The 15020-nt window shown below is 43.8% G+C and carries 12 protein-coding genes; 8 read left to right on the top strand and 4 right to left on the bottom strand.

Features of this window, described 5'->3' with window-relative positions:
• Positions 1-2 precede the first annotated feature (2 nt).
• From sbcD to MHN32_RS15800, 3 genes are read left to right on the top strand one after another with little or no spacing between them, the layout of a single operon-like run.
• Complete coding sequence (sbcD, locus tag MHN32_RS15810) at positions 3-1202, top strand: exonuclease subunit SbcD (RefSeq protein ID WP_010605594.1); 1200 nt, start codon at positions 3-5, stop codon at positions 1200-1202.
• 4 nt (positions 1203-1206) lie between these two features.
• Positions 1207-4866: an AAA family ATPase gene (locus tag MHN32_RS15805; RefSeq protein WP_239422307.1), complete on the top strand. Its 3660-nt coding sequence runs from the start codon at positions 1207-1209 to the stop codon at positions 4864-4866.
• A 10-nt stretch (positions 4867-4876) separates the two neighbouring features.
• Positions 4877-5542, top strand: coding sequence for a class I SAM-dependent methyltransferase (locus MHN32_RS15800; RefSeq protein WP_010605596.1), 666 nt, complete (start codon positions 4877-4879; stop codon positions 5540-5542).
• A 301-nt stretch (positions 5543-5843) separates the two neighbouring features.
• Here the strand turns inward: MHN32_RS15800 and MHN32_RS15795 are convergent, their stop codons facing one another.
• Positions 5844-6386, bottom strand: coding sequence for a hypothetical protein (locus MHN32_RS15795; protein ID WP_239422322.1), 543 nt, complete (start codon positions 6384-6386; stop codon positions 5844-5846).
• Positions 6387-6559: 173 nt separating this feature from the next.
• Between MHN32_RS15795 and MHN32_RS15790 the strand changes: the two genes are divergently transcribed.
• The 3 genes from MHN32_RS15790 (at position 6560) to MHN32_RS15780 (ending at position 10943) form a co-directional block, all read left to right on the top strand.
• Positions 6560-7096 (top strand): lipocalin family protein, encoded by a 537-nt coding sequence (locus MHN32_RS15790; protein ID WP_239422306.1) that lies wholly within the window; start codon positions 6560-6562, stop codon positions 7094-7096.
• A gap of 196 nt (positions 7097-7292) precedes the next feature.
• Entirely contained in the window at positions 7293-9221 is a 1929-nt protein-coding gene (locus MHN32_RS15785; protein ID WP_239422305.1) for an alkaline phosphatase PhoX, read from the top strand.
• Between the two features lie 66 nt (positions 9222-9287).
• A complete protein-coding gene (locus MHN32_RS15780; protein WP_039495439.1) occupies positions 9288-10943 on the top strand; it encodes a hypothetical protein in 1656 nt (551 codons plus the stop codon).
• Positions 10944-11428: 485 nt separating this feature from the next.
• Here the strand turns inward: MHN32_RS15780 and MHN32_RS15775 are convergent, their stop codons facing one another.
• Genes MHN32_RS15775 through MHN32_RS15765 form a run of 3 tightly spaced genes read right to left on the bottom strand, consistent with a single transcriptional unit; the run spans position 11429 to position 13646 of the window.
• Complete coding sequence (locus tag MHN32_RS15775; RefSeq protein WP_239422304.1) at positions 11429-11761, bottom strand: DUF3325 domain-containing protein; 333 nt, start codon at positions 11759-11761, stop codon at positions 11429-11431.
• Complete coding sequence (locus tag MHN32_RS15770) at positions 11761-13344, bottom strand: PepSY-associated TM helix domain-containing protein (protein WP_239422303.1); 1584 nt, start codon at positions 13342-13344, stop codon at positions 11761-11763. Before MHN32_RS15770 ends, MHN32_RS15775 begins: the two co-directional genes overlap by 1 nt.
• A complete protein-coding gene (locus MHN32_RS15765) occupies positions 13341-13646 on the bottom strand; it encodes a hypothetical protein (RefSeq protein WP_239422302.1) in 306 nt (101 codons plus the stop codon). The genes MHN32_RS15770 and MHN32_RS15765 overlap by 4 nt, the downstream gene beginning before the upstream one ends.
• Positions 13647-13846: 200 nt before the next feature.
• On the opposite strand from MHN32_RS15765, the gene MHN32_RS15760 reads away from it, so the two are divergent.
• Together MHN32_RS15760 and MHN32_RS15755 are read left to right on the top strand one after the other, a co-directional pair.
• A complete protein-coding gene (locus MHN32_RS15760) occupies positions 13847-14413 on the top strand; it encodes a uracil-DNA glycosylase family protein (protein ID WP_239422301.1) in 567 nt (188 codons plus the stop codon).
• A gap of 199 nt (positions 14414-14612) precedes the next feature.
• Positions 14613-14975: a hypothetical protein gene (locus MHN32_RS15755; RefSeq protein WP_239422300.1), complete on the top strand. Its 363-nt coding sequence runs from the start codon at positions 14613-14615 to the stop codon at positions 14973-14975.
• The last annotated feature ends 45 nt before the right edge of the window (positions 14976-15020 follow it).

Below are 15020 nucleotides of genomic sequence, written 5' to 3'. Positions count from 1 at the left end.
AAATGAAGGTTTTACACACGTCTGACTGGCACTTAGGGCAATCGTTTTACGAGCATGATCGCAGTGAAGAGCATCAGCTGTTTTTAGACTGGCTATGCGATGCGCTGGTTGAACAGCAAATTGATGTACTGTTGATCAGCGGTGATATTTTTCATACCGCAACACCGCCCGCGAGTGCTGAAAAGCAACTGTATACCTTTATCCAAAAAGCATCTCAACTGTGTCCTCAGCTGCATATTATTCTGATTGCAGGCAACCACGATTCCGCTAATCGCATTGAAACCGCAAAACCACTCTTAACCTTATTCAACACCCATGTTATTGGACGCTTTAACAAGCAAGCGCCTGAACAAGTTGTTATCGATTTACCCATCGCCGCGCAGCATATGCATGTTGTGGCAATGCCATTTTTGCGCAGTGCTGATTTACCAAAACCGCTAGATGACGAGTTTGACTATCAAACCGGGGTACAATTAGCTTATCAGCATGCGCTAAGCACGATAGAAGAAGTGAAAGGTCCTATTGTGCTAATGGGGCATCTGCACGCCAAGGGTGGAACGATTTCTGAAGATTCTGAGCGTAACCTCAACATTGGCGGCTTTGATGCGGTGTCTGCCGGCGTGTTTGGCGAGCAGTTTGACTATGTTGCGCTAGGCCATTTACATAAAGCGCAAACCGTCGCTAAGCAAAGTGCTATCAGATACTGCGGCACACCTTTGCCAATGTCATTTTCCGAACGCAATTATAAGCATCAAGTATTGCTCGCTGAATTTAATGAGCAAGGTCTGGTCGATGTAAACCCCCTTTACGTTCCCCGTTTTAAAGATGTGTTATATATCCCTGAAGATGGTGCAAAGCGCTTGGCTGAATTATGCGAAGCTATCGCGGCGCAGGATTTTAGCAAGTTCGATAGCGCTCCCTATGTTCGCTTAAAATTATCTGCAGCTGAAACCAATAGCCGCTTTCGAGCCGAGATTGATGAAGCGCTAAAAGGGAAGGATATTAAGTTTTGTGGTATTGAGCGGGTGTCTAAAGGCGCAGCCGCCAGTGAGTGGTTGTTTGAAGATTTGGGCAAAGTTGAATCGTTATCGCCCAATACCTTGTTGGATATTGCCTATCGCGAAATTGAACCTGAGCAGGAAAAAGCACCCGCGACATTACATGAAAAGTTAGCAGAAGTGATCGCGAGCATGGAGGAGTAGTGCAATGAAACTTGAAAAAATATTAATCACCAACCTTGCCTCTATAGAAAGTGCTGAAGTCGACTTTACTGCGGCACCACTCAAAGACACCGGTCTTTATGCCATTACCGGTGATACAGGGGCGGGAAAAAGCACTTTACTGGATGCGGTTTGCCTTGCATTTTATGGCAAAACCGCACGGTTAAAATCGGACGACAAAGAGAGAGTTACCTTTAATGGCGATAACATTAAATTAAATGACCCGCGAAACTTATTGCGTCGGGGCTGTGTTGCAGCATCTGCGAGCGTGGTTTTTATTGCTCAAGATAGCAAGCGTTATCAAGCTACCTGGTCGGTAAAACGCGCTAGAAAAAGCCCTAAAGGAAATTTAAAAGACGCTACAATTGAGTTGTTCAGCCTACCAGATATGACCCTAGTCTGTGAGAAGAAAAAAGAAACGGGACAAAAAATCGAACAGCTAGTCGGGCTTAACTTTGAACAGTTTACTCGAGCTGTGTTGCTTGCTCAGCATGAGTTCTCCGCGTTTTTGAAGGCTGGGGGAGATGAACGGGCTCAGTTACTAGAATGTCTTACGGGTACCGAAAAGTTCAGCAATATAGGTAAAGCGGTTTTTGAAGCGCACAAACAAAAGAAAATCGAGCTGCAATCCCTGCAAGATAGGCTAGGTCAAATTGTGCTCTTGTCACCAGAGCAGCTTGCAGAACTTGAAGCACAAAAGTTGGGATTGCTTGATACAAGAAATCGACAACAAGAGACAAGCACAAAGCTGCAAGCTCAGCTGCAATGGCTCGCGGATGTCGAGCTAAGAAAGCAAAAAATAGCTGAGGTGGAACACACGCTACAAACGCTTGAGCAGCAAATAGAAGAGGGAAAGCCACAGCAGGAATATGCGCAGCAAGTCTTAAAAGCCAATGAGATGCGTGATAATCGTGAGCAGCATGAGCTGGCGGATAAACGCGTTGCGCAGCTATCTCAAGAGCAGCTAGCACTGCAGCAACAAGATTTTGTATCCGCTATTGCAACGCTAAAAGCAAAACAGCAGCAACTGGAACAGCTGCTTATTACGCAGCAAACCAATTTTGTAAAGTTAGAACCAAGCTTTAACAGCATTCGTATATTGGATGAAAAGCTGAGCCTACACAAAGCGCAAGAACGAGAAACTAAGCCCTATCTAGATAAACACGCCAATCTTATTGCGCAACATGAAGCTGCAATACAGAAGTATCAAGTGCAACAAGGCGAGATCGCTACTGAATTACAGCAGCTAGAGCATGAGCAAGCGAACTTACACTCAGTTAGCAATATTGCGGGGCAATGGAGCGTGGTTCAGCCTCAATTTGATGATCTGCAAAAGTACCAACAACAACGCAACGATCATGAAACCCAGTTGCAAAAATTACCGAACGAACAGCAAGCGCTAGGTATACAATTGAGCAAACATGAGGCTGAGGTAAAGCACCTACAAAAGGTTTATGACACCGAAGCCAGCGCGCTCTCAGCGTTAAAAGAAGCACTCGCACCTTTGACTCAACAAGACCTAAATTTGGCATTGCAGAACTGGTCTCTATGCGTGCAAGCCTATCGTAGTATCGAAGAAGGGGATGCCTTGCTGCATCAGTTACGAGCACAACAAACTCAACATCATATTGGCTTGGAAAGGCTTGAGATACTGATTCGAGATACCAAGCAGCAAGATGAGTTGTCTAAGCAGCGCCTAGCCCTAACTCGTGATAACTTGGAGCAAGTGCAGTTACGCGCAAGTGAGCGGATCAGCGATTTACGCGCTCAATTGCGAGCAGGGCAAGAATGCATGGTATGTGGCTCAAAAGAACATCCTTATGGTGTAGAGCACATCGATGCCCATTGGGAGCAGTTACTATCGGATTTTCGGTCTCAGTATCAAGCTGCTGAGCAAGCTCGTGAGCAAGTGTTGCAGCGTTATAATCAACAAGTCGGTGAAAAAGAGCGTGAAAATGCGCTATGGCAGTCAGTCACTCAGGAAATTGCTCACTGCACTAAGCAAATAAATGAGAATCGCGCTCGATTAGATGCGTTGAGTGATGAGTATAAAGTTGGCAGCGCTGAGCAAGCTGAATTGCAACTCGTGAGTATTCAGTCACGGCTAAATGAACTATCCAAGTTACGCAATAATATCGACCGCCAGTGGCAATTGGTTCAGCAGGCACAACAACACCTCGAACAGGCTAAACATAAAGGGCAGGCACTTCAGCAGCAGCACCATGATTTAGGCAATCATATTGCCTTTTTGCGAACCGAATATGATCAGCTATCACAAACAGTGGCTGCCTTACGCAATCGGCTTAAAGCGTTAATTTCCGATAAGTCGTGGTGGCAAGACTTTGATTCATCTCCTCAAGCTGCCATTAGGCAACTTAAAACGGGGGTGCAAACTTGGCTAAAAACCACCGAGCGCACCGATGCGTTAACGGCGGAAAAAGTTCAGCTTGAGCATCAATTACATCTTGTCAGTCAACAAAAACAAGATGAAGCGCAGCGACTTGAAGAATTAGAACATACGCTTTTACAACACCAGCAGAATATTGAACGCCTCAATCGCGAACGTGCTGAATACTTACCACAGCAGCACACCAGATTGGATGATTGGATTGCAGAGCTTAAGCTGCAAGAACAGCAAAGCCGAGAGCAGATCACACAAACCCAGCTAGCGCTGAGCCAAACCGAAGCACAGCGTGAAAAGACCCAACACAGTCTGACGCAACTAGAAAAGCAAATTGCCGAGCAAACATCCCGGTTGCAGCAACTTAATGCGCGTTTTGAACAATGGTTGTTCGACCAGCAAGGGCAGCTAGACAAAGTAAAAGTATTAGCGTTACTTGAGGTTTCTTTGGATGAAGCTCGAGCGAATTTAGAAAAGTGTGCGCAAGTTCAGCAAGCCTTTCAAAACACTAAGCTGCAGCTTAGTCATCAGCGTGAAGAACTCAGCCAACTTGAAAGTAAGTACCCTGATGGGGTTGATAGTGAACAAGTTAAGCAAAGTCATGCCGAGACGACGCAAGCACTTGAACAAACTCAAAATCAGTTACTACAAGTGCAAAGTGCATTAGAGGTTGATGCTCAGAATAAACAACAATTCTCTTTGCAAGCCGCAAATCTCGCTCAGTTGCAACAAGACTACGAGCAGTGGCATTTGCTAGATAAGTTATTAGGCGACGCAACAGGCAAAAAGTTGCGTAATTGGGCGCAAACGCAAACGCTAAAAATCTTATTGCAGTATGCTAACCAGCAATTGCATACGCTTTCTAGACGTTATCTGCTTACCAACATTGAGCAATCTTTAGAAATTGCGGTCATAGATAAAGATATGGCTGACGAACAACGTAGTGTCAACACCTTATCTGGAGGGGAGTCCTTCTTGGTATCTTTATCTTTAGCACTTGGACTTGCTGCACTTTCATCAAATAAAGTGCAAATACATTCATTATTCATTGATGAAGGGTTTGGTACGTTAGACCCCGAGACGCTAGGTGTCGCAATTGATGCACTAGACGCGTTGCAATCACAAGGCCGCAAGGTTGGAGTGATCTCGCATGTTGCTCAGATGAGCGAGCGGATCGCCACCCGTATCCATGTGAATAAACAGCCGGGAGGCTACTCATCTTTAAATTTAATACCACGAACATAAGGAAATTTGGATGCCGACTTTTACGGGCGAAGAAGCCCAAAACTACGACTCTAGGATCACAAAACTGGTGCCAGGTTATGCGTTAATTCACCAACTTACCGGGGCGCAACTTTTAGCACTTTACCCAGATAGCGCAACCATTTTGGTTGTGGGTGCAGGGACAGGCAAAGAAATTGTAGAACTTGCTCAGCTAAACCCGAGTTGGCGGTTTATAGCGCAAGATGTATCTGCTGATATGTTGGCAATTGCAGATCAGCATTTTACTAAGTTGGGTCTACAGGAGCGTGTGCAGATCCATCATGGCGCGATTTCACCACAGGCCTACCAAGCGGATGCAGTACTGTGCTTGCTGGTGATGCACTTTGTAAAAGATAACGGCGATAAAGCAAGCTTGTTTAAACAAATGAGTGAGCAGCTAAAGTCGAATGGGCGTCTTTTTATTGCCGACTTAGAAAAACCTGCGACAAGCTTTGAACGTGAAGCGCAATTAATTGTTTGCAAACAACTTGGGCTGACTGATGTTGGCGAGCAGCGTATGAGGGTGAATTTAGAACATGAGTTTTACCCCGTGGATAAAATGCGCCTTGCAGAGTTGCTAGACACCGCAGGTTTTGGCATTGCCAAACCTTTCTTTAAAGCCCTTGGCTTTGCGGGCTTTGTGGTAGATAAGCAGTAGTTTTTATCTAAATAACCTGAGCTTCGGATAAATAAGCCAGACCATATTCGGGTTTGGCTTTCCATTCTTACTCTTTCAAAGTAGCTTACATTAAGTTAGTAAAATAGTGATCTATACCAAGCCAATTGCTGCTCTGCCACTGGCGTCACCGCGCTTTATCTAAACCTCAGGTCATTTACTTCTAAAAAGTTAGTAAAACTCTGATCTCAATGACCATGATGCGGAAGGGAGATCAGTATTTTACTTAGTAAAAGTTTGATCTATGCACGAATTGGCATGCTGTTTAGTTGCCGCCTAATATCTAACTTTGTCTTATTATATCTACTAACTTATTGATTTTTATATTACTAAGTTGGCGGTAATCCAAAAATGGCGAAATGATAAGGCGCAAGTTATAGTCAACGGCGAACTCATCATCTAGCCAAATTAGATTGTTAGTAAAAATCTGATCTCCAAGCAATGATTTCGCGTAGGTGCGTCCTGCAATTATATGCCAATCGTATGTTTTTGCTGAAAAATCAGGCGTTGAGAAGAGCAGGGCTTCTTGACTTGAAGCTTGAAGTAACGCGCTATCTCGATATGACTGCCAAGTTGAATAGTTAGTAATATCGTGATCTGGCAGCTTTGCAGCAAATAAAAACTTGGCAAAAACATTGAAGATTTTCCGCCAACCATTGCCGCAATGCGCATTAATATGTTCGATCTCCCTATTGGCTAACGCACTGACTTGCATCAAATTATTATAAGGTTCTATGCGTGGCGGATGTTCAATATAAAACGCAACCTTACCCGTTGCTACACCCAAACCATGAGTTAGTATTTTTTTGCTCTGTGCTGTATTCATCATACTTTGCTGCGATCTATTCATTTACACGTAAGTTTAAAATAAATAAAGTGAAATTGGCATGGTAAGGGTTTGAATTAAATTTTGCTTTTACTAGATAAAAATCGAACCTATCGTTAATCTTAGTGCTTGGTTACTACGTATGACATCAAGATGGAATATGGAGAACTTATATGAAAGTACGACAGCTATTTTTCACAGCGATTTTAGTGCTCGCAGTTTCAGCATGCACAGGGCTGCCTGAGGGCATCAAACCAGTTAAAGACTTTAATGTTGAGCGCTATACAGGCACTTGGTATGAAATCGCGCGATTAGACCATTCATTTGAAAGAGGAATGCAGAACGTCACGGCAACTTATAGCCAAAATCCCGACAGTTCAATTAAAGTCGTAAATAAGGGATATGTAACAGAGGAAGGAGAGTGGAAAGAAGCGGTTGGCAAAGCTAAGTTTGTTGCAAATGATGAAATAGCGCATCTGAAAGTGTCATTTTTTGGTCCGTTTTATGGCAGTTATGTGGTATTCGAGTTAGATGAAGACTACCAGTATGCATTTGTTACCAGCTACAATCGTGATTACCTTTGGTTGCTTTCTAGAGCACCTAAAGTGTCGGATACCGTAATGAACAAGTTTAAAACCATGTCAGAACAATATGGTTTTAACACCAATGAACTTATCTATATGAGACACGAAACCGTTCGAAAAGAATAGTGTAAACCCCCTTTACACTAAAGTTCCTTTTATGGGTATTTTAACTTGCTAACAGAAGGGAGGCTGTATGTGAGTTGAGTATAAGTGTCTTATTCCTGTAGGAAATGGTTAATAAATCATTCAGTCAACTGTAACAGGAACACTTCACACTGTTGCACGCTTTACAAAAAATAATACTTAGGAACTGGAGTAACTCATGAAGCGTGTAGCATATTCTCTTATTGCAGCAGCAGTTGCAATGGCACTTACAGCCTGTGATGGTGACGATGGAGCACAAGGTCCTGCGGGTCCTCAAGGTGAGCAGGGCACTGCTGGCCAAGACGGTGCAAACGGCACTAATGGATCGAATGGTACTAATGGCTCAAACGGCACAAATGGACAAAATGGTACTGACGGACAGGATGGTCAAAATGGACAAGACGGCCAAAATGGTCGTGATGGTAGTTACAGCGTACCAGGCCTTGTTCGCATCGCAACCGTCCCAGCTGGTGCTGAAGTAACTGGTCTATTTCTTTCTGAAGGGGGTGATTTGTTCTTCAACGTTCAGCACCCAAATGACACCAACACAGCTACTGATAAGTTCAATAGCAAGCCATTCAATACAGGTACTGTCGGTGTACTAACCGGTGTGAACTTTAATAATCTACCTGCAAATATCCCAAGCGCGCCAGTTCCAGCTTCGACCATGGAACAACAAACCGTGATTTCTGCAATTGGTCAATATCAAATTCTAGGCCAAACAGGTGACACATTCGCAAACCTTGGCACTAAAGGGTTAGCGGGTGGTTTGGGTGTACATTACAGCATCTCAACTGGTGAAGAAATCATTAAAAATGATAACCCTGATTTCAATGGTTATATTCCAGTCGATACAAACACAGGTTATCTATTCACAAACTGGGAAGCGTACCCAGGTGGTGTCAGTCGTTTGAAAATGAGTAAAGCGACAACGGGTAAATGGTCAATCGAAGAAGCCATGATGGTAGACTTCGACGGTGTTAAAGGCACAGCAGCCAACTGCTTTGGTTCAGTATCACCTTGGGGCACACCGCTGACTTCGGAAGAATGGATTGTCTGGTCTGAAGTTGATTCAACACAAGATCCACAGTGGAATAATCCTGCTGAAACAGGCAATGACACAATGGAAGCGTTAATGGCACCTGATTTCCCTAACCCTTATCGCTACGGTTACATTGCGGAAATCAAAAATCCTACAACCGAAACGCCTGATGTTGTAAAACACTTCACAATCGGTCGTTATGAGCATGAAAACTCAGTTGTAATGCCTGACCGTCGTACTGTTTATTCATCACAAGATGATACCGGTGGCGTACTATTTAAATTTGTTGCAGATCAACCAGAAGACTTAAGTGCAGGTACCCTATACGCAGCAAAGCTAACTCAAGATGCGGGCCTTACCGATCCGGCTGTAACTGGCTTTGACATTAGCTGGGTTGAGCTGGGTAGCGGCAGTAATGCACAGATTGAAACTTGGGTGGCTGAGTACGACGGCATCAATGAGACTGACTATGTTGAAGGTCAAACAAGCTATTTGTCTGTTGCTGATGTAAAAGCGTGGGCGGAAGGCGCTGCTACTTATCCAACAGTTGCAAACGGTGGCGGTAAAGTAACGGCAGGTAAAGCGATGGACAACCGCGCTATCTTCCTAGAGTCTCGTCAGGCTGCACGCCAAAAAGGCGCTACGGCTGAATGGCGTAAACTTGAAGGCTTAAGCATCAACCATAACCGCGTACTTGAGGCGGTAACTGGTCAAGATGTTGTTGCCGGTGAAGTGGTAGATAAAGCCTATATGTATATCGGTATCTCTGATATCGACAACACCATGATTGATGGCGAAGGTGACATGCAGCTTTCTGCGCGTGTTAAAGATTGTGGCGGTGTATACCGTGCACATATCGATAACAACTATAACCTAACTCGTATTGAGCCGGTTGTTATGGGTGCAACTTACCGCTCGTCACTAACTGGCGCTGAGCGTTGTGATGTCAATCAGCTTTCACAGCCTGATAACGTAATCGTTATGGAAGATGGTCGCATCATTATTGGTGAAGATGGCTTCCAAGAAAATAACACGCTTTGGCTATATGACCCTAAAGCAAAATAATTAAGCAAGTAGCAGTGCACTGAATGGTGCGCTGCTTTTTTTTAGCAAAATTTTGGAGTCATAAAAATGAAATACGTTAGCCTAACTCTAGTGGCATTGACGAGCGTAGCCTTGTTTGGTTGTAATGATGAACAGACTCAAGGGCTAACCAATACCGCACTTATGTCGGCGCAAACTACAGCACCTTATAAACAGGGTGATGATATTCCTGCGGCCGCATTTATGCAGCACAATGAAGTCTATAACCCCGAATCAGTGATCCCTCCTCAGTGTTACACCAAAACGGATGGCGTGAATAACCCTTGCTATGCCTGCCATCAATCATATGATGAAAAAAACCGACCAAACATGATGCGTGATGCCAATTTACAAGGCGCCTATGAGTTTTCCGATCTTGGATTTAAAAACCACTGGAAAAATTTGTTTAAAGATCGTTCTGAGCTTATCAAAGGTATCTCAGATCAAGATATTACTAACTGGGTCAACCAAGATAATTACAGCCCTTTCATCGAAAAACTAAAAAATAACCCTGATTGGAAAGGTGAGATCACCCCGCTTAACAACTTGGCATATCCAGAAAAAGCGTTCGATGAGCTTGGTATAGCAAAGGACGGCAGTGGCTGGGTGGCATTCAATTATAAACCTTTTCCTAGTACTTTTTGGCCAACCAACGGCTCGACGGGGGATGTCATGATCCGCCTTGCTGACGCCTTCAGAGAAAAAGGCGAAACGTATAATCAGGACGTTTACCTTGCCAACTTAAGCCTAGTTGAAATGGCTGTAAAGGGACTTGACGAAATATCAACGCCAGTGATTTCTGAATCGCGAGTTGGCGTAGATTTAAATGGTGATGGCAAACTCACGAAGATCACTAGCATGCTGCGCAGTGAACGTTACCTTGGTGATGCCAATACTATCGAGCTTGCTCATCAGTTATACCCACAAGACACCGAGTTTTTACATACCGTTCGGTATATTGGGGTGGATGATAATGGCCAAGTATTTAATGCGCCAAGAATGAAAGAAGTGCGCTACATGAAGAAGCACAACTTTAAATCCAAGCAGTCACTCGGTGCTGCTTACTACAGAGAAGCGAAAGAAAAGTCATTCGAAAATTACCCACAAACGCTTTATTTGGGCGACCAAGGGATCAATAACAACTTTGGTTGGACGATTAACGGTTATATAGAGGATAAAAATGGCGCACTTCGTCCGCAACATGAGCAAGAGCTTGCATTTTGTAATGGTTGTCACAAAACCATTGGCTCAACCTATGACCAAACCTTCTCGTTTGCGCGTAAAGTTGAAGGCAAACTGGGTTGGGGTTATATCAATTTAAAAGAGATGCAAGACGTACCTAACAAAGGCGAAGAGCAGGGCGAATTCTTGACCTATATGATGCGTGTTGGCGGCGGTGATGAGTTTAGGCAAAACCAAGAGATGCTAATGCGCTGGTTTAACGAAGATGGCACGGTAAACAGCAAAAAAGTGCAGTCTGCGAAGAACCTTTATGAATTGATCACACCATCAAAACCACGTGCGCTGGCGCTGAATAAAGCCTACTTAACCATTGTCAAAGAGCAAAGCTACCTGTTCGGTCGTGACGCCACTATAGTAAAAGCGCGTAATGTGCTTGAACAAGTCGATGATTCTCAACAGCCTCTAGAGCCAGAGCACCGATATGTGTGGGATATGCAGCTGGATTGGAATAAAGCCGAGTAAATCGTGTTCAGGGTAGGGGCGCTTCCTACCCTGAGTTGATAAAGGCTCAAAGATAAAGGGACTGGCACTGATAAACTGCCATCATCCTAAGAGGTAGTTTCAAATTGAAATTGCACGCTAATCTTCTTATCACATAGACCTTGAAGGTAAGATAAAGCTTAAGCTCGGATCTGAGCAGAATTACTCTTCTCGTTTTCTGGATCAGAATTTAACTAACCAACAGATTTCCTTTGGCACTTAGATCAGAATTTTACTAAGTTAGTCCGAGAACAAGACTACCAGATCATATTTTTACCAACTGATTAAGCTAATTGAGCTCATGAGATCATGATTTTACTAACCTAACTTAGTTTGAGTTAGTAAATTTGCGGTGTATAGCGTCATTATTGCTGATATTTTATGCTAAATGATGTGGTTTCAAAGAGTTAACAAAGGAATGTTAGTAAAATTGTGATCTAAAAAAGGCGCCATTAGTGGCGCCTTAGTTAAAATATGATCCAATACAGCGTACTGAGCAGCATAGTGATAATGACTAGGTAAAATAGTGATCTGAAGTAACTAGGTTTGGTCGCGAAGATAGCGACAAGTAGTAATACTGCTAAGGTCATATAACCAATAAACTCTAAGCTACCGTAGGTCCCCTGAGTTTTAAGAGCAAGTGCTAAGCTGCCGCCGAGGCAGAGCCAGCTGGCAATGGTTAATTGGTTTGTTACGTTACCTTTTGGACGTGTACCAAATACTTCTTTATAGTGATTGGGCTTTGCTACTGCAAAACCCATAAATGCTAGTAGGCAAAGTAAAAACGTTAGCCATTCCATTAGGCGCTTACCTCGCGTTTTGCTTGGCGACGCGGTGTCGCTGGTGCTGCTTTGGTACTGCCGAGCTTTTTGGCTTGAACCAAGAAACCGAATGCGATACCAAGAGCCATCACATCAAAACCAAATAATACCCACTGACCATTAATGAAATAGCTCACGAGGCTGCCATCAGTCGTTAGCATGTTTACGACAGGCAGTAAGCCCCATATGATTGCATTTACTTTCGCAGATAGCATCCACGCGAGCCTATCCGACTTAAATATAGCGGCCAGAGTGAATATTCCCCACGTAACAAAGAACGCCAGAACTTCTTTGTCTGCACGTCCTGTTAATTCTATTGGAAGCAAACGGTTTGCATAAAAGAACATTGCTGTTGCGGCTGGCAGCCCCATGATGGTGCCTAAATTGAGCGACTCCACAAGCCTAAGGCCTACACCCGGCTTGTCATCACCCTTGAGCTTTTGGCGTAGTCTTTTTGCCCACATAACAGCACCCGTTGCAATCATGGCACAACCTGCTAATCCGGCAACAAAGTATAGCCAACGTAACAGTGGCTCCGCTAAACGCCCGGTGTGCAGTGCTATCATTCCGCCGTAGAGATTTTCAGCGCCAGACAGCGTCACATTGTGTGTTTTTAACAACTCACCAGATGCCGCGCTATACATCCAACTGGGTGGATCATCCTGCACTGCGCGTTGAGCATTGGCATAAAGCTTAATCGTTGCACTTGCATCCCCTGGCGATGAGATCACAATGCGGCGAAGCGGTGCGTCACCAGAGTTAGTAAAATAATGATCTAACGCTGTATTTAATGCGAGATCCTGCAGTGGCTGTCCTGTTTCAGGGAGCTCAGCAAGAAAGGGGTAGCGCTCGGCTCTAAGCGTTTTTGTATCTTCAAAGCGCTGTTCCGCAGGTTGTGGCAATAACATAAAAATAAGCGTCACTAAGCCAGTGTAAGTGATCATAATATGAAACGGCAATGCCACTACTGAAGAGAGGTTATGGGCGTCAAGCCAACTTCTCAGTCCTTTCCCGTTTCTAAATTGGAATAGATCTTTGAATATGCGCTTATGGATCACCACGCCAGAAATAAGCGCAATTAGCATAAACAGAGTTGCAAAACAGACAATCCAACGCGCGGTGATCGCGTTCATGTAATGTAAGTCAAAATGCAAACGATAGAAAAAGTTACCACCTTTAGTCTCTCTAAACTCAGGAAGCGCCTCCAGCGTTACTGGGTCAAGATACTCAGAGTGACGTTTTCCGCGCCTTTCTCCTTCGGCTGGCTTTTCGGAGTACATCAATAGCAAGCTCGGGCGACGCTCTGTTGGCATTTCAATACGCCAAGACTCGGCGTTTGGCGCTATCTCTTGAAACCGTTCGATACTCTTTTTGACCGTTTCATTTTGTTGGGCACTATCATAATGAGGTAGATGGTGTGTTGCAGGTTGCGCCCACAGACTGATTTCATGTCTGAAAAAGCTCGCGGTACCGGCAAAAAAGATTAAAAACAGCAACCAACATACGAGTAAACCAACCCAAGTGTGTAGCCAAGTCATGCTGCGGAAAAATGACTCTCTCACAGGGAGCCTCCAAAATGCGTCAAAGTGCCGTAGAGAATACAAAGTAGTCCGATCATGCCAAGAAATACCTTTTTAAAAGAGCGGCATCCAAACACCCAAATAAAGACAATGGCGTAAAAGACGATGCCGGTTGTTAATGCATATAAAAGCGCATCTAGGCGCGGAGTAGGTAAAGTTAAAGCCAATAAAGATGAAGCTAAAACGGTCACGTAATAGCCGCCGAAAATAGCGATAAAAAAGCGTGCTAGTACTTCAGCTCTATATAAAATAGCCTTATGATTTGTGTTATCCCGACTAGGCATAGCACCCCTTTAAAAGACAGCAAACGTAATAGAATATTATCCAATAATTTGCATCTAAATGATAGTGATTCGCACTTGTTTTAAGTTGAGTGGAGGCGTTTTAACGACTAAGTACTTAAGTTCGGCCGGTTGAGTAGGGATTTGAATATGGCTATGCCATAATGGCCCTCGTTGATATGGGCGAAATTAAATAAGAGAAGATGGAAGTTTTTGAACGGGTTAGGCAATGCAAGCTGTGTGATAAAGCGCTTCCTATGGGGGCAAAACCTATTATCCAAGGCAGTTGCAAGGCTAAGGTGTTGATTATTGGTCAAGCGCCGGGATTAAAAGCACATCAAACTAGCCAGCCGTTTAATGACCCAAGTGGAGATAGATTGCGCGATTGGCTCGGTGTTAGTCGAGCACAGTTTTATAACCCAGATTTATTTGCTATTATGCCAATGGCGTTTTGTTACCCGGGTAAAGGGAAGTCTGGAGATTTACCACCACCGAAAATTTGCGCGCCAACTTGGCACCATCAGGTATTAGCTACGCTCAATCAGGTGTCGCTGACACTACTTATTGGGCAATATGCGCAAAAATGCTACTTAACGCAATATTCATCAGTAACTGAGATGGTTAAAAATGCTGACTTTTCTAACCAAAGTCATTTGCCATTACCTCATCCTAGTCCCCGCAATCAGATCTGGTTAAAAAAGCACAATTGGTTCGAAAAAGACAGTGTACCGCAGTTAAAAACAAGAGTTTCAGCAGCGCTATCATCTTGATAATGTGTTAATTAAATATTTGCATAATACTTTAGTGTTAGGTTCTGAGTTTGAGGCAATTAGGTAGGTTTAAAACTAAGGAATAAAGGTCATATCAGTTAATATTTATCATCATTTAGTTGCGTAATTACGAGTATTACCTCATACTCCAGCCTGTTTACATAAAGAACATTTATTAACATTTTCAAAGGACTTGATAATGATATACAAAACTACCGGTTGGGCTGCTGTCTTGCTCTCGCTCGTCGCATTTTATCCTAGTATGCAACCTGGTGCGTTTTCAGTAATGGGCTTCTACTTATGCCTGTTCTCCCTCATTATCGCAGCATTTGCGAGCCATATGGATAAACCGATTTATTTTCGCAGTGTGATCTCATTGTCGCTTATCAATATCTTATTATTTAATGACGGTACACGTGCAAGTCTGTGGTTTGGACAAAGTGACTGGGTTTACATGGGATCTATGTATGGCATCTTTTTAGTCGTGGTAAGTATTTGCGGCTTTTTAGTGAGCCGAGACCTCTTTGTATCGACGCTAGAAGGCAAACCTGAGGCCGAGTAAAATAGGTGCACACGCAAGAGCCTGTGCACTGGATTAGCGGTAAAG

Source organism: Pseudoalteromonas sp. Of11M-6, from assembly GCF_022347905.1.
Lineage (GTDB): Bacteria > Pseudomonadota > Gammaproteobacteria > Enterobacterales > Alteromonadaceae > Pseudoalteromonas.
This window is presented reverse-complemented; position numbering and strand designations above follow the sequence as displayed.